This is a genomic window from Collinsella aerofaciens, from assembly GCF_015555045.1.
Taxonomy (GTDB): Bacteria; Actinomycetota; Coriobacteriia; order Coriobacteriales; family Coriobacteriaceae; genus Collinsella; species Collinsella aerofaciens_W.
In genome coordinates, this window is record NZ_JADNJQ010000009.1 from 18,597 (window position 1) to 35,351 (window position 16,755).

A 16,755-nucleotide genomic window follows, 5' to 3' on the forward strand; every position below is an offset into this window, starting at 1 on the left:
TTCGCTGAGGCTTAAACAAACACACAGAATAACACAGGTAGTTGGGGTTATTGCGTATATATAAAATAGCCTCCGACCGCATGTGATCGGAGGCTATCGACAAAAACGTTTTGACAGGTTTTAGCCGTAGATGCGCTGGGGCTGTTCTTCGCCCTTTACGGAGGCTTCGGTCACGATGACCTTGGAAACACCCTCCTCGCTGGGGAGGTCGAACATCGTCTGCTGCAGCACGTCCTCGCAGATGGAGCGCAGGCCTCGGGCGCCGGTCTTGCGGGCGAGCGCCATGCGGGCGATCTCGTGCAGAGCCGCGTCCTCAAACTCAAGTTCAACGTCCTCGAGCTGGAACATCTTACGGTATTGACGCACCACGGCGTTCTTGGGCTCGGTCAGAATCGACACCAAGTCGTCCTCGTCAAGCGCCTGCGTCTGGGTGACGACGGGCGTACGTCCCACAAACTCGGGGATCATGCCAAAGGCGTTGAGGTCCTGCGGGAGCACCTGACGCAGCAGGTCGTTCTCGTCGACCGAGGTGGGGCCGGCGATCTCGGAGTTAAAGCCCACGCCCTTGTTGCCCACGCGGTCGGCGATGATCTTGTCCAGACCCACAAAGGCACCGCCGCAGATGAACAGGATGTTCGTCGTGTCGATCTGCAGCAGCTCCTGCTGGGGATGCTTGCGGCCGCCGGTGGGCGGAACGCTGGCCACCGTGCCCTCAAGAATCTTAAGCAGTGCCTGCTGAACGCCCTCGCCCGAAACATCACGGGTGATGGAGAGGTTCTCGGCCTTGCGGGCGATCTTGTCGATCTCGTCCACGTAGATGATGCCCACCTGCGCGCGCTCAATGTCGCCATCGGCAGCGTTGATGAGTTTGAGCAGGATGTTCTCCACGTCCTCGCCAACGTAGCCAGCCTCGGTGAGCGCGGTAGCGTCGGCGATGGCAAACGGCACCTCGAGGATGCGCGCGAGCGTCTGGGCCAGCAGCGTCTTACCAGTGCCGGTGGGGCCAAGCAGCAAAATATTGGACTTGGCGAGCTCCACCTCGTCCATATCGTCGTCAAACTGGCCGCCCATGCCCGATGCCTCGTCAAAGGCGGACACCGCGGCACCGCCCTCGATCACGCGACGGTAGTGGTTGTACACGGCCACCGACATGGCGCGCTTGGCGTCCTCCTGGCCCATAACATAGGCCGAAAGCTCGTCATAGATCTCGTGCGGTGTCGGCACGTGCGTGATGACCTGACGGTCGTCCTCGAGCTCAAAACCCTCGGCCTCGGGGTCAACGGCGGGCTGGGAAGCAGCCTGGCCGTGGTCGTTGAGGAAGCCCGGGAGATTGCCGTTGCGGGCGGCGTCCATAAAGTCCGAAGCCAGCGACTCCTCAAGGATCTCGGAGCAGGCGGCGACGCACTCGTCGCAGATAAAGATGTTGGTCGGACCCTTTACGAGACGACGGACCTGGCCCTGCTCTTTTCCGCAGAAGGAGCAGCGGATGGGGTTGCCGTTCTCGTCAAAGTTGTCCTGCATGTTACCTGCCATCCTAGGCGTCCTTCGCGGCAAGATCGCGCGAGGTAACGATACGGTCGATCAGGCCGTAGTCGAGGGCCTCGGCAGCGGTCAGGTAGTTGTCGCGCTCGGTGTCGGCCTGGACCTTCTCGATGGGCTGGCCCGAGGCGTCGGACAGGATCTGGTTGAGCTCGCGACGAGTCTTCTTGATCTCTTCGGCCACGATCTCGATCTCGGTCTGCTGGCCCTGGGCACCGCCACTGGGCTGGTGAATCATGACCTTGGAGTGCGGCAGGCAGAAGCGCTTGCCCTTGGCGCCGGCCGAAAGCAGCACGGCGGCCATGGACGCGGCCATACCGACGCAGATGGTGGAAACCTGCGGCTTAATGAAGTTCATGGTGTCCAGAATCGCCAGGCCGGAGTAGACCTCGCCGCCGGGCGAATTGATGTAGAGCGAGATATCCTTCTCGGCATCCTGGCTCTCAAGATGCAGCAGCTGGGCAACGACCAGGTTGGCGCTGACGGAGTTGATCTCCTCGCCCAAGAAGATGATGCGGTCGTTGAGCAGGCGCGAATAGATATCGTAGCTGCGCTCGCCGCGCGGCGTCTGCTCGATAACGTATGGCACGAGGGCGGAATCGAACTTAGCGATCATACGCATCTCCATTTCTCTTACGGACCAATAGTGGTTCTAGACAAACGTACGGTGCCCGCATGCTATGCATTGGCTGGCACCGTACGAAGCAACCGGATAACCGGCTTATAACTTTACCCCATCACAGGCGCATCCATGCGCTCGCGGGAAAGGTGGCGAGAATTACTCAGCGTCCTTGGCGGTCTCGTCGACCTCGGTCACCTTGGCGTTCTCGACCAGGTGATCGACAGCCTTGGAGCGACGGATGGACTCGCGGACGGCAGGCATGCGGCCATCGGCGATGAACTCGGCCTTGGAAGCCTCGACGTCCTTGACGCCGGCCTTCTCGAACTCGGCGTTGATGTCGTCCTCGGTGACCTCAATCTTGAGCTCACGGGCGAGGGCGTCGAGCGCCAGGGACTCACGGGCAACGTCGTTGGCCTGCTTGTGCAGGTCGCCGATGAACTGCTCCATGGTCAGGCCGGAAGCGGGCAGCCAGGTGTCCAGCGTCATGCCGCGGGCAGCGAGGTTGGACAGGAAGTTCTGGCCAAGCTCCTCAAAGACGGACTGCTCGTAGTCGGCGTCCATCTCGTCGAGCTGCAGGCGCTCAGCGAGAGCGGAGACGCAACGGTTCTCCTTCTCGGCCGGCAGGCGGGAAGCCTTGTCCTGCTCGATCTCGATCTTGATGGCGTCGCGCATAGCGTCGATGCTGTCAAAGCCAAAGTCGGACTTGACGAGCTCGTCGGTGAGCTCGGGAGTGTTGCGGACCTTGATGCCCTTGACGGTGACCTCGACGGTGTGGGTCTCGGCTTCCTCGCCCTCCTCGACCTCGTCGGTCCAGGTGACGGACTTGACGTCGTCAACGTTAGAGCCGATCAGGGCCTCGTTGAACTCCTTGGGGTTGCTGTCGCTACCGGCGATGAGCATGCGGCCCTCGGCGGCGAAGTTGTCGGCGTTCTCGACAGCCTTGAGATCGACGGTCACATAGTCGTCAGCCTCGACGGCGCGACCCTCAACGTCCTCGAAGGTGGCACGGTAGTTGAGGAGCATCTCGACCTGGTTGTTGATCTCGGACTCGGTGACCTCTGCGGGAGGCATCTCGATCTCAACGGCGTCGAAGGAGGAAAGCTCAGCGGCAGGACGCAGGGAGAACTCGACGGTGTAGGTGTAGTCCTCGTGATCCTTGGCGAGGTCGAGCTCCTTGTAGTCACCGTTCTTGGTGGGGACGATGTCCAGCTCGTTGAGGACGACGGGCTCGTTGGCGGCAATCAGGTCGTTGGTGGCCTGAGCGAGGGTAGCCTCGGCGCCAAGAGCAGAGTCGATGACCGGACGGGGAGCCTTACCGGCGCGGAAGCCCGGGAAGCGGTACTTCTTGGCGGTGTCCTTGTAGGCCTTCTTGATCGCGGCGTCGACGTCGGCGGCCGGGATGGTGACCGTAGCGGTGAGCTTGGCGTCCTTGACGTCAGAAGCGGTGATGTTCAACACGTTCCTCCTCATACTGCCCAGCTTATCTGAGGTGCTGGTACCTTTATGCAACAAAGAGTCGCGACGGCAGGAGCCGACGCAGGTGCGTTGGTGCGGGCGAAAGGACTCGAACCTTCACGGGAATCCCACCAGAACCTAAATCTGGCGCGTCTACCAATTCCGCCACGCCCGCATGAGCGCACAGACTAGGAATGATAGCAGATACGAACGGCAAGCGCACGCACACGTTTTACAGGCTCACGACCTCACCACGAGCGCAAGGCATCCCATCTCATAAGTTGCGGTGGAATAGTTCCTGTTTGGGGCTCCAGTCCTCCAAAACAGGAACTATTCCACCGCAACTTCGGTGCGACTCGGCAGTCTGGCGGTGCTGGCCATGTGCCGGAAAGCGTGTCCCGGTTTGGGGCCTCGGAATGGGACACGATTTCCGCTATAGCCATCAACCGGAAACTGCAACCCGTTTTGAGCCCCTATTCCGGGATGCACTTTCCGCCGAGGGCCTCAAACGGAAACTGCAGCCCACAATTCGGTCGAAAAGTGGGCTGCAGTTTCCCCGGGCTAGACAAAGAGCGGCGGTCTGCTCGTCTACTCCCCTAGCAGGGCCTTCTCGGGCGTGATCGGCAGCGAGCGAACCTGGTGGCCGGTGGCGTGCGCCACGGCCGAGGCAACGGCGGCGAGCGGTGTGTTGATGACGACCTCGCCGATCGACTTGGCACCAAACGGACCCGTCGGCTCGTAGCTCGGCTCAAAGGCCACGCGAATGCTGCCGATATCCAGGCGCGTGGGCAGCTTGTAGCTCATAAAGTTACCGGTGCGCAGGCGGCCGCGATCATCGTGCTCGACGATCTCGTAGAGCGCGTGGCCGATACCCTGGGCAATGCCGCCCTCGGCCTGGACGCGCGCGAGTGCCTCGTTGATCACGGTGCCGCAGTCCACGGCCGCCGCGTAGTCCACCACGGTCACCTTGCCAGTAGCCTTATCGACCTCGACCTCGGCAATGCCGGCCATAAACGGCGGGGGCGAAACGGGCAGGCAGGCAGAAGCATGCGAGGTGAGCGCGTCGCCGCCCGCGATGTTCTTGACGCACAGGTTGGCAAAGTCGCGCAACGTGAGGTAGCGGTTCTGCTCGCGCGCGGCGCGCTCGTCGGACAGGCGCACGTACTGGCCATCGAAGACCACATCGGCGGCGTCCACGTCCCACATCTGGGCGGCCTTGGCGCAAATATTCTCGCGCAGCTCGGCCGCGGCGTTCTTAGCGGCAAGGCCCGTCACGTACGTACCCGAGCTCGCGTACGAGCCGGCGTCAAACGGCGACACATCAGTGTCTACGCCGCGCACCACGATAAGTGAGCTCTCCACGCCCAGCTCCTCGGCGGCAATCTGCGCCAGGATCGTGTCGACGCCCATGCCGTTATCGGTGGCGCCAGTGCCGATGGTAATGAAGCCGTCCTCTTCAAGGCGCATGTCGATGCCGGCGATATCCACGTTGGAAATGCCCGATCCCTGCATGGTGAGCGCACAGCCCAGAGCACGCACGCGGTCGCCCAGGTCGACGGCCAGCGGCTTGTCGCGCCAGCCGATCATGTCCATCGCGCGCAGCAGGCAGCGGTCGAGCGCACAGGCGTTGAGCTTCTCGTTGTAGTACTGCGGCATGGTCTCGCCCTCGTGCACGATGTTCTTAAGGCGCAGGTCGGCGGGATCCATGTGCAGCATGTCGGCGAGTTCGTTGACAGCGCTCTCCACGGCAAACTGGCCCTGGGTGGCACCGTAGCCGCGATACGCGCCGCCGCGGTTGGTGTTGGTGTAGACGGCATCCCAGCTAAAGCGGCTCGCCTTCACGTGGTTGTAGATGGGCAGGCTCTTGTGGCCCGAGAGGCCGATCGTCGTGGTGGCATGCTCGCCATAGGCGCCGGCGTTGGACAACGTATGCAGGTCGATGGCCGTGATGGTGCCGTCGTTCATGGCGCCCAGCTTAACGGTCATCTGCATCTGATGGCGCGAGTTGCCCGCGGTGATGGTCTCCTCTCGGGTGTAGCAGCAATAGCTCGGACGGCCGGTCTGCTGGGTGACGAACGCCACGAAGATCTCGCAGCAGCCCGTCTGCTTGGAGCCAAAGCCGCCGCCGATGCGCGGCTTAATGACCTGCACCTGCGACTGTGGGATGTCGAGCGACTGCGCGACCATGCGGCGCACGTGGAAGGGTACCTGCGTCGAGGTGGTCACCGAGATGCGGCCGAACGCGTCGGTCGTCGCGAAGGCGCGGAAAGTTTCCATGGGCGCGGTCTGCGTGGACTGGCTGGTGTAGGTGCGCTCAAAGACGATGTCACTCTGGGCGAACGCCTCGTCAAGGTCGCCAAAATCGCTGGTACCGCTGCACACCAGGTTGCGGGACACGTCGCCGCCCTGCGGGAACATAAAGGTCACGTCGCCCTCGGGGTGGACCACGATGTCGTTATCGAGTGCCTGGGTAAAGTCGAGCAGGGGCTCGAGCACCTCGTAGTCGACCTTGATGAGCTTGAGCGCCTTGTTGGCAGCCTCCTCGGTCTCGGCGGCGACGATCGCCACCTCCTCGTTTTGGTAACGGACGAGGTTCTCGAGAATTAGGCGGTCGTAGGGACTCGGCTGCGGATAGCTCTGGCCAGCGATGGTAAAGCGGCGCTGGGGCACGTCCTCATAGGTGTAGACCCCCACGACGCCGGGCACCTTCAGGGCGCGCGACGTATCGATGGAGCGGATCTTGGCGCGGGCATACGGGCTGCGCTTGAGCTTGACGATCAGGGCGCCGGCGGGCACCAAGTCGCCCGTGTAGACGGGACGCCCCTCGAGCAGGGCCTTCGAGTCCTTCTTGGGCTGCTTGTGAGTGATCTGCTTGTAGGAGACACCGTCGCAGCTGGTGTCGTTGACCGGCAGCTCGGGCATCTCGAAGCCCACCTGCACGCCGAACTCGTTGAAGAAGCGCACGATGGCGCGCAGCTGGCTCTCGTAGCCGCTGCAACGGCAGAGGTTGCCAGCGAGCTGGCGCGAGAGCTCCTCGCGTGAAGCGACGAGGCTCGGGTCCTCCTTGGCGGCGCGGGCAAGCGCCAGCACGTTCATAATGAGGCCGGGGGCGCAAAAACCGCACTGCTCGGCGCCTTCGGCAGCCATCGCACGGGCAAGCGCCTCGGACTCGGCCTTGAGGCCCTCGAGCGTGGTGACGGAGCGACCCTCGACGCGCGCGGCGGGAACCGAGCAGCTCAGCACCGGGTCGCCGTCGAGCCACACCGTGCACAGACCGCAGTTGGTGGTCTCGCAGGCGCAGCGCACCGACGCACAGCCCTGCTCGCGCAGCAACGAGAAGAGCATGGTATCGGGGGCAATCTGAACCTTGACCTTGCGGCCGTTGAGCGTAAAGGAAAGATCGATGAGTTTGGCAGCCATTAGCGCACCTCGCTAGAATCGACGCCGGGCACGCGGCGGCAGGAATACTCGTCCGTGGCAAACTTAGGAATCTGCACGCCCTCGAGCTCGCGGGCAAGCGCGGCCGAAAGCTCGATGCCGGCGGCGCGGCGCACGGCCTGGACGGCGAGCGGGGCCGAGATGCGGCGGCGATAGTCAGCCGAGCCCCACATGTTGGTGCCGTAGCTCAGGGCACGCACGGATGCTGCCAGGGCGCGCAGCTCGTCCTCGGAAGGCTGCTCGTTCACCAGGCCACTTGCCTCGCCCTGCAGCAAGGTCGCGCGCAGCGGGCGGGCACCCACGGTGACATGCCAGCTGTTGTCCCACCAGGCAGCGGTGACGTTTAAGGAGGGGAAGTCGGTCGCGGCCTTGCGCACGGCCTCGTAGCTCGCACGGTAATCGTGCTTGACGACCACAACGTGCTCGATCACGTCGCGCACGTAGCCCATCCGCACGAACTCCGCGAGCGGCACGCAGCCGGCGCCCGTCAGCTCAACATAGGAATCGAGCGCGAGGAAGGCGGAGAGAACGTCCGAGAAGCCAAAGCGGCCGTAAATGCTGCCGCCCACCGTGGCGGTATTGCGCAGCTGCACACCCACGATATCGTGGACGGCGAACTCAAAGACATTGTTGACAAGCGCGTTGAGCTCGGCATGACGCTCGAGCTGGCGCAGGGTACACATGGCGCCGATGCGAAACTCGGTCTCGGTCTCCTCGATCTGATCGAGTCCGCAGGCCGAAAGGTCAATCGCCGTCGCCACGCGACGCGAACCCAGGCGCATCCAGATGCCGCCACCCACAATCTTGTTGTTGCGGTTCTTCTGTAAGAGCTCATAGGCTTCGGCCGCGTTTCCAACACGGACGTAGGTACCGAACTTGAGCACGTTCTCCCCCATCTCTCCACTTGTCCAGTACGTTTAAGTGTACCAAACGAGGGGCCGCACGCCGTTTTAGGACAAAATCCACCCACCCATACATAACTTGCGGTGATATACGGACTGATTAGCCGTTCTGGAACGCAAAACAGTCCGTATATCACCGCAAGTTATGAGGAGTCCTCCGGGATAGAAAAGGCTCCCAGCCAGATAGCTGGGAGCCTCATCACATGCTATGTCGAGCGAAGATTTAGCAGACGCCCTGGGCGAGCATGGCATCGGCGACCTTCAGGAAACCGGCGATGTTTGCGCCCATGACAAAGTTGCCCTCCTGGCCGTACTCCTTGGCGGTGTCGTCCACGTTGTGGAACATGCCGCGCATGAGCTGCTCGAGCTTGCCGTCGACCTCCTCGAAGGTCCAGGACAGGTGCTCGGCATTCTGGCTCATCTCCAGGCCGGACACGAGCACGCCGCCGGCGTTGGCAGCCTTACCGGGCATAAAGGCGACGCCGTTCTCCTGGAAGTAGGTCGTAGCCTCGATGGTCGTGGGCATGTTCGCGCCCTCGCCGACCACCTTGCAGCCGTTGGCGACGAGTGCCTGGGCGTCCTCGAGCAGCAGCGTGTTCTCGCGAGCGCAGGGCAGCGCGATATCGCAGGGCAGCTGCCACACGCCGCGGCCGTCGCCCTCGTGCCACACGGCGTTGGGCTTCTCGTCAACGTACATAGCGAGCGTAACGCCCTTGTCGTGGCCGGAGCGCTTCTTGTTGTAGACGTGCTCGAGCACGGTGTAGTCGATGCCGTCGGGATCCTCGACCCAGCCGTGGGTGTCGGAGCAGGCGAGCACCTTGCCGCCGAGCTGGGAAACCTTCTGGACGGCGTAGATGGCGACGTTACCGGAGCCGTGAACGACGACGTTCTTGCCCTCGAAGGAGTCGCCGCGGCTCTTGAGGTACTCGTCCACAAAGTAGGCCAGACCGTAGCCGGTAGCCTCGGTACGGGCGAGCGAGCCGCCAAAGGAGAGGCCCTTGCCGGTAAGGACGCCGGTCCACTCGTTGGTCAGGCGCTTGTACTGACCGAACAGGTAGGCAACCTCGCGGCCGCCAACGCCCAGGTCGCCGGCGGGAACGTCGGTGTTGGGGCCGATGTGGCGATAGAGCTCGGTCATGAAGGACTGGCAGAAGTGCATGATCTCGTTGTTGGACTTGCCCTTGGGGTCAAAGTCGGAGCCGCCCTTGCCGCCGCCCATGGGAAGGGTGGTCAGGCTGTTCTTAAGGATCTGCTCCAGACCCAGGAACTTGAGCATACCCAGAGTAACCGTCGGGTTAAAGCGCAGGCCGCCCTTGTAGGGTCCGATGGCAGAGTTGAACTCGACGCGATAGCCGCGGTTGACCTGAACCTTGCCCTGGTCGTCGACCCAGGGAACACGGAACATAACGATGCGCTCGGGCTCGACGAGGCGCTCCAGCAGGGCGGCCTCCTCGTACTCGGGATGGGCGTCGAGCGCCGGCTGGATGGTGCCGAGGATCTCGGTCGCGGCCTGGATGAACTCAGGCTGCTCGGGATAGCGGGCCTTGAGCTCTTCGAGAACTTTCTGCGTGTAGCTCATGCTTCCTCCAATGATGGGAAATGAAAAATGTTGGTCGCGGCACCCTATGTGCCGCGAATTTTATCGAGTATGGATAATATCGCACTGTTGCAGCAAAGTTTCGCATAAGCCGACGAGCGGATGTTTCGTTTTGATTACGGTGCAGGTAGAAGCGTTTTTTAGCACCCTACGTACAAATCGCGTGTTTCGAAGCTGTTTCGTCTACATGTTCCAAACCACCACATTGGGGACAGGCACCTTTGTGGTGGTGCTGGTGGTTAGAGAACGAGCTGATGGTAGTCGGCGGGGGTTATGCGGCCCTCGGTGGCGGCGCGGAAGGCGGCGAGCGCATCGCCGGAAAACGGCATGACCCAGCAAAGCGCACAGCCGGCGGTGATGGAGCCGGGCAGCGGCATGATGCGCCCGGGCACACCGGCGGCAAGGCACAGCTGTTCGCATTCCATCACATCGAAGGTGCTATCGAACGAAACGATGATCTTGCGCTCGTGGTCGAGGGCATCACCGGACGGGCCTTCGCGGTGTGCCTCACGATACGCCGCGGCGGCCGCTTCCTCTTCCGCAGTATGTCCACAGCCACCGCAGCCGCAGGTACAGGGTTCGGACCCGTCGCAAGTACAAGGTTCTCCCGTGTCGGGACAAATATCGTGAGACATCGCAACTCCAATCGTCTAGGCGAGTAACTCGGCCGCCGCAAACTCCTCGGGCGTATTGACGTTTTCGAAACAGAGCGTCGAGCCCGCGGCCTTGACGATCTGCGGCTCATCCATATAACCGGCCTGAACGCGATTGATCAGGCAGCGAATGCGCTGTCGGTCGCAGGAGAGCAGCTCTTGGGCAACCGGCGCACAAGCGTCACGGCGCCAGACGGCGCACAGCGGCTCAATCCCCCGCTCCTCGCGCGGCACGCACACGTCGAGCGCCTCGGCCTCAACACGATCGGCAAGCGCGCCGATGAGTTCCGGCGAGACAAACGGCATATCGCAGGCGACAATCGCCACGAGCGGCAATCGGGCCGCGACCAACGAGCTCGCGATGCCGCGCATGGCGCCCGCCGAGCCTTCAAGGTCCGCCACCACACGCGGCACCAGACCGCCAAACGTGCGCTCCTCAAGATAGGCAAGCTCGCTGGGGCGCGAAGTCGTCACGACCAACTCGCCGGCAACTGTCGCCAGCCGACCCAGCACGCGCTCGATGAGCGGTTCGCCGCAAAACGTCATGCGCGCCTTATCGCAGCCCATGCGCGAGGACAGCCCGCCCGCCTGGACGACACAAGAAAGATCGGCCCGTCTTACGGTAGTCATACGGCAAACCACCCCCATCGGCATGCTCAAAACCCGACACACGAAGCCAAATACCGTCGCCGATAAAGCGGGCGGCACGGCAAACCTGTGCAAAAACAAAACAGCGCCTTTGCGGCACGCAGCAAGACCGCGAGCACAAAAGCGCTGGTAGCGTATGGCGGGAACGTATGTGAATCGAACACATCCAAGACGTTTTGCACGCCTCGCAACGGTTTTGAGGACCGCGGAGCCCACCGGAGCCCATCCGTTCCCAAGTGCGGCTGTATTTTACCAAACCGAGCAGCCAATCTAGCGCAGGGACCTCAGGCCGCCGGCGTCCTTGTCGAGCACCGTAAAGCGCACGGCATCCAGGTGCTCCAAGATGCTGATGGCACGTTTGCGCGACACACCCAGGGCCTCGCGCAGTACGCTCGTGGTGGCAGCACCGCCGGCTGCCTCAATGGCGGCGGCAACAAGCTCGCGCGCATGGGCCTCGGCGGCAGCGGACAGGGCAACGTCGCGCTCGACCTTAACGATCGAGCGATTGAGCGAGAGCTCGCGCAGGGCACGCGTCATGGTGTCGCGATCGAGCTGCAACTGCTCGCCCACCTCGGGCAATATCGGTGCATCGAGGCCGGCTTCGTCCAGCAAGGCAACGATACGTTCGCAGGCCTCGCGCACCACACGCGCCGCGGCGGCAGCGGAGTGCGGGTCGAATACCTCGGCACCCTCGGCGGCACACACGCCACGCGAGCAGCCCTCGGCAATCAGAGCCGCGGCAACGCCATCATCAGCGGCAGGCCACGCAGCATGGGCAACGGCGCCGGGCGTAAAGCCCGTTTCCTTGGGGGCCGCCGCGTGCATGGCTGACAGGGTCGCCGCCAGTGCATCCATCGCAGCGTCGAGCACCACGGCGTCCGCCAAGTAGTCCGCATCACCCACAGCAAGCTTGCGAACAGAGCCCTGCGCCACCAATCCGCGCAGTGCGGCATCGGCCTCGCCGACACCAAGATCCAAAGCGTCGGCAACATCAACCGCCGTAACCGGCAGCATCTGCAGCGCCAGCCAAGCGCCCACACCGCCCGCGGTATCGCCGGACTCAAGCGCCGCAAACAGTGCGCGCTCGCCGGCAGAAAGCTCGCGCGAGCGACGGCAGCGCGAAAGCAGCACGCGCCCGCCGCCAATGAGCATGACGGGCGAATACGACAGCACCACAGCATGGTCTCCGGCTCGCAGCGGCAGCGGCTCCTCCAAGCGCACCTGCACGGTACGGGTCTCGCCCACCGCAATGGGGGCCTCACCCTCCAAAAGCATGATGCGGCCGACAACCTCGGCTGTACCCGCCATCACATGCACACGCGCGCCCGACTCGAGCACGCGCGGCTTGGTGCCCTCGCGGCCCAGGTAGGTGAACGTCATCATAAAGCGCAACGTCTGGCCAAAGCGGTCCGCCACGCCCAGCATCTCGCCACGGTCAAGCGCCGCGACACCGTCACCAACTAGGTTGAGCGCCACACGCTGACCAGGCAGCGCGCGCGGCGTATCGCCATGCACCTGAATCCCGCGCACGCGACAGACCGTACGCGACGGCAAAGCCATCAGCTCGTCGCCCACCGCAACCGGCGCATCGTGCAGCGTTCCCGTAACGACAGTGCCGACGCCCTTAATCGTAAAGCAGCGGTCAATCGGCAGGCGCGGCGCGGCATCGGTGCGCTCGGCACGGTCGCGGCAGGCATCCCAGCAGGCACTTACCTGCTCGTCGAGCACCGCAAGCAGCCCGTCGATTCCCGCGCCGGTCTTGGACGACACGGGCACAATCGGCGCACCCGCAAACACGGTACCCGACAAAAAGTCATCGACATCGAGCTCGGCAAGCTCGAACATCTCGGCATCGGCCAGGTCGCACATGGTCAGCGCGACCACCATATGCGTAACGCCCAGCAGCTCCAGCACATGCACGTGCTCGCGAGTCTGCGGCATCACGCCCTCAACGGCCGAAACCACCAGCACGGCAACGTCGATGCCTGTCGCACCCTGTACCATAGCGCGCAGGTAATGCGCGTGGCCCGGCACGTCGACAAGGCCAACGATCTTGCCGCTCGGCAGTGCCAGTTCGCCAAAGCCCAGCTCCACCGTCATGCCCCGGCGACGCTCGACCTCCAGGCGATCGGGATTCTTGCCGGTCAGCGCCTCGATCAGTGCCGACTTACCGTGGTCGACGTGACCCGCCGTGCCAACGATAACGGGACACTCCACCAGCGCCTGAACCTCACTCATCGAGCAATCGCCTTCTTAACGCACGCAATGAGCGTCGATGCCGCTGTCTCGATATCGCGGTCGCCCACGAGCGTACGGACGTCAAACAAAATGCGATCGTGCGAGGTTCGTGTGACGACCGGAGTGTCGAAATCTTGGACGAGCGAGCGCTTGAGTGCGTCAACGGAAAGACGCTCATCGACAAGACGCACGGCAACGCACATGGTGGGCAACTCGACGGTAGGCAGCGAGCCGCCGCCGGGAGTCGACGACTCCTCGACGATTTCCACCTGCACGGCACACGGGCAGCCAGCCTTATCGAAGCCCGCCACCATCAGCTCGCGCAGCTTGCGTGCGCGACGCTCCAGATGAGCCTGCGGAAGCGTGAGCATGTTGAGCACCGGCACCTCACGATGGGCCACATCCGCCCCATCCATGTAAATGCGCAGTGTAGCCTCGAGCGCCGCGAGTGCGAGCTTGCCCGGGCGCAGGGCACGCATAAGCGGATGCGACCCGCAGGCCTGGACCAGATCGCGACGGCCCATGATAATGCCCGCCTGCGCGGCGCCTAGCAGCTTATCACCCGAGCACGACACGATATCGAGCCCTGCCGAAACCGAAGCCGGCGTGGTTTCTTCGCCGCCGCGCACCAAGATGTCGTCGGGCAACAGCGCGCCCGAGCCCTGGTCCTCGTAGAACAGCAGGCCATGCTTGTGGGCCAGGGCGGCAAGCTCCCGAGAGCCCACCTCTTCGTGAAAACCCTCGATGCGATAGTTGGAAGGATGGACCTTAAGGATCATCGCCGTATCGGGCGTGATGGCTTGCTCATAATCAGCCAGGTGCGTGCGGTTGGTGGCGCCGACCTCGACGAGTTTGGCGCCCGAAGCCGCCATGACATCGGGGATGCGGAAGCTGCCGCCGATCTCGACAAGCTCGCCGCGGCTGACGATGACCTCTTTGCCTGCGGCATGGGTCGCCAGCACCAGCAGCACAGCGGCGGCATTGTTGTTGACCACGAGCGCGTCCTCGGCACCGGTGAGTGAGCGGATCGGCTGCGCGGCGTGCTCCTTGCGCGACCCGCGCGAACAGGTGTCGACGCTGTACTCGAGCGTGCTATACCCGCGCGCGACCTCGGCCACGGCTTTGGCAGCTGATTCCGCGAGCGGGGCGCGACCCAAGTTGGTATGGATAACCACACCCGTGGCGTTGACGGCGGGACGCAGGCTCGGCAGCGCAGAGCGGTGCGCACGCCACTCGATGGCCGAGGCCAGCTCGCGCTTGGAACGCGGGGCGGCACCGGCGCGAATGGCGGCGCGCTCCTCGTCGAGCTCGGCCGTAACGGCGGCATGGACTACCGCGTCGCACGTCTCCCCCGCCGCCTTCACGACCGGCCACTCGGCAAGCAGCTCGTTGACGGAGGGAATGGCACGCAGGCGGGCGCGCACCTCATCGGACATGTTCTGGCTATCGCTCATGTGCGACCTTTCAAAAAATACGTGGATCAATCAAATACATCAGCTGAGTCAATTACTCGTCATTATCCCCGTGCGTGGCAATCTTTTCCACGCGAACTGCGTTTTCCTGGGTAAGCGCGGCGCCCGTAATGGGGTCCCAGCGCAGCGGCGTGTGGTCGAGCGGACCGACGCCAAGTGCCTGGGCTCCATCCGCGCCGGCGCCAAACGAACGCCCGCCCGGAGCCGCCGACGTAAAGATGCACGCCGGATGTAGATAGGGTGTGGTCTCCACGCGTACGCGGTCGCGGCCCATGTCGCTTACCAGCTCGACGACCTCGCCATTGGCGATACCCATGCGCGCAGCGGCATCGGCATTCATCTGCACGGCATCCAGATCCGAGCCCGCCTCGGCGGCACCCGCCGCAGCAAGTCTGCGCGAAGTGTGCGACTCAAAGGGTCGGTTGCCGCTAATGAGGCGAAACATCCCCGGCCCTGGCTCCACCATCGGGGCAATCCAGCCGGGCACACGACCCAGGCCGGCGCGCTCCCATACATCGCTTACCAGCGCAATCTTGCCGCCGTCGAGCGGAATCACAGGCTCGCCCGTACGCGGCGGCAGTTGCACGCCCGTGTCAGCCCAACCGCGCTCCTTGAGCGCAGTGAGGTCGATCCCAAACGGAGCCACCTGGGCAGCCGCCAGATCGTCAGACGTAAACTGGAAGTACTCGCCCACGCCGCAGGCCGCAGCCAACCCGGCAAAGATCTCCCGACCGGGACGCGTGTCGCCATGCAACACGGGCAGCACGGCGTTGCGGTAGAACACGCGCGCGTCGTTGCGGCCCACGACCGTTCCCACACCGCGGTCGGCCTCCAGATACGTCACGTCGGGCAGCACGAAATCAGAAGCACGCGCCGTCTCGGACCAGCGAATATCAATCGTCACGAGCAAGTCGAGCTGCTGCAAAATACTCAACCAAGCCTGTGCATTGCCATAGCCCGCACCGGGGTTACTGGCATAGACGATGAGCCCACGCAAATCGCCGGCAAGAATCGACTGACCGATAGTCGTGCACAGGCCGCGCACCGGATCGACCAGTGGATAGCGCTCGGACCCCAGCTTGGGTCCGCGAGGCACCGGCGGCGTCGCAAAGCGTGCGGGATCGAGGTCGCCCAACACAAGCGGCGTGGGCGGATTGAGGGCGCCGCCCGCGTGTCCGATGCAGCCCAGCAGCACATCGACCAAGCAGATAGCGCGCGCGGTCTGGGTGCTATTGGCATACGCGATACCGATGCCACCATGAAAACCCGCATCCACCACGGCGGCAGGCGCGGCGGCAGCGAGATCGCGCGCCGTGGCGACAATCTCTGCGGCCGGCACGTCGCACATCGACTCGGCCCACTCGGGCGTCCAAGCACTGGCCGCCTGTGCCAGCTCGTCAAAGCCTGTGGTGTAGCGGTCCACGAACTCGTGATCGTACAGGTCCTCGGCAATCAAGACGTGGACAATGCCCAACAGCAGCGCCAAGTCGCAGCCCGGACGCACGCGGAGCCAGCGATCGGCAAGCGCGGCCGAACCGCTGCGCCGGGGGTCAACCACGATGATCTTCGCCCCGCGCCGGCGCGCATCGTTGAGCGCATCGACGGCCCCCATCGTCGATGAATCGACGATGGAACGCCCCAGGTACATGATGCAGTCGGTATGCGCCAGGTCGGAGGCGGGGCTGTAGCCCAGGCTATGCTCCCATCCGGTGAGACGACTTACCTCGCAGGCACCATCGGCACCGTACACGTTGGGCGAACCCAGCGCATGCATAAAGCGATAGACCCAGTAGCGGTCGAACGAGGGAACGCCGAGCGTCATGCCCAGTGCACGAGGCCCGCACTCGTCAACAATCCCCAAAAGACGCTCGGCAATCTGCGCGAACGCCTCGTCCCAGGTAATCGCATCGAACCCCGAGCCATCCCGGCGGCGTCGCATGGGGTGCACAATGCGGTCACGCTCGTCAAACGGCATTGCCAGGCGATGCCGTCCGCGGGCGCACAGGGCACGCGCCGCGCACGGGTGCCCCGGCACCGGCAACTCGGCCACCACACGCCCATCCTCAACATGGGCTTCAAAGGCGCAATCGGCATAGCATCCCCCGCATGTGGTCACCACGGCGCGACCGTCACGCTTCACAGCAGATGCCATCTCGATTACCCCTTTCACAGGCCAAACACAACAGGTCAA

11 protein-coding genes and 2 tRNA genes are annotated in these 16,755 nt (G+C 63.6%); all 13 read right to left on the reverse strand.

Going from position 1 to position 16,755, the window contains the following annotated elements:
- Positions 1-120 precede the first annotated feature (120 nt).
- The 13 genes from clpX to I2E45_RS04670 all read right to left on the reverse strand — a co-directional run bounded on the left by clpX (position 121) and on the right by I2E45_RS04670 (position 16,716).
- Entirely contained in the window at positions 121-1,533 is a 1,413-nt protein-coding gene (gene clpX / locus I2E45_RS04610) for an ATP-dependent Clp protease ATP-binding subunit ClpX (RefSeq protein WP_195444557.1), read from the reverse strand.
- Position 1,534: 1 nt separating this feature from the next.
- Complete coding sequence (locus I2E45_RS04615; RefSeq protein ID WP_022095182.1) at positions 1,535-2,155, reverse strand: ATP-dependent Clp protease proteolytic subunit; 621 nt, start codon at positions 2,153-2,155, stop codon at positions 1,535-1,537.
- A gap of 162 nt (positions 2,156-2,317) precedes the next feature.
- A complete protein-coding gene (tig, locus tag I2E45_RS04620; RefSeq protein WP_271742167.1) occupies positions 2,318-3,619 on the reverse strand; it encodes a trigger factor in 1,302 nt (433 codons plus the stop codon).
- 88 nt (positions 3,620-3,707) lie between these two features.
- A tRNA-Leu gene (locus I2E45_RS04625) sits at positions 3,708-3,791 on the reverse strand.
- Between the two features lie 413 nt (positions 3,792-4,204).
- Complete coding sequence (locus I2E45_RS04630; protein WP_195444561.1) at positions 4,205-7,036, reverse strand: molybdopterin-dependent oxidoreductase; 2,832 nt, start codon at positions 7,034-7,036, stop codon at positions 4,205-4,207.
- Positions 7,036-7,950 (reverse strand): FAD binding domain-containing protein, encoded by a 915-nt coding sequence (locus I2E45_RS04635; RefSeq protein WP_195444564.1) that lies wholly within the window; start codon positions 7,948-7,950, stop codon positions 7,036-7,038. The genes I2E45_RS04630 and I2E45_RS04635 overlap by 1 nt, the downstream gene beginning before the upstream one ends.
- 229 nt (positions 7,951-8,179) lie before the next feature.
- Positions 8,180-9,535, reverse strand: a complete 1,356-nt coding sequence (gene gdhA, locus I2E45_RS04640) for an NADP-specific glutamate dehydrogenase (protein WP_022095186.1) — start codon at positions 9,533-9,535, stop codon at positions 8,180-8,182.
- 257 nt (positions 9,536-9,792) lie between these two features.
- Positions 9,793-10,188 carry a DUF3343 domain-containing protein gene (locus tag I2E45_RS04645; protein WP_195444565.1) on the reverse strand — a complete coding sequence of 132 codons (396 nt, stop codon included), beginning with the start codon at positions 10,186-10,188 and terminating at the stop codon, positions 9,793-9,795.
- Positions 10,189-10,203: 15 nt separating this feature from the next.
- Positions 10,204-10,836: a molybdenum cofactor guanylyltransferase gene (gene mobA / locus I2E45_RS04650; RefSeq protein ID WP_195444567.1), complete on the reverse strand. Its 633-nt coding sequence runs from the start codon at positions 10,834-10,836 to the stop codon at positions 10,204-10,206.
- Positions 10,837-10,991: 155 nt separating this feature from the next.
- Positions 10,992-11,088, reverse strand: a tRNA-Sec gene (locus I2E45_RS04655).
- Between the two features lie 36 nt (positions 11,089-11,124).
- Positions 11,125-13,092, reverse strand: coding sequence for a selenocysteine-specific translation elongation factor (selB, locus tag I2E45_RS04660; RefSeq protein WP_195444569.1), 1,968 nt, complete (start codon positions 13,090-13,092; stop codon positions 11,125-11,127).
- Positions 13,089-14,546: an L-seryl-tRNA(Sec) selenium transferase gene (gene selA / locus I2E45_RS04665; RefSeq protein ID WP_229058829.1), complete on the reverse strand. Its 1,458-nt coding sequence runs from the start codon at positions 14,544-14,546 to the stop codon at positions 13,089-13,091. Before selA ends, selB begins: the two co-directional genes overlap by 4 nt.
- 52 nt (positions 14,547-14,598) lie before the next feature.
- Positions 14,599-16,716, reverse strand: coding sequence for a molybdopterin-containing oxidoreductase family protein (locus tag I2E45_RS04670; protein ID WP_195444571.1), 2,118 nt, complete (start codon positions 16,714-16,716; stop codon positions 14,599-14,601).
- Positions 16,717-16,755: the final 39 nt, after the last annotated feature.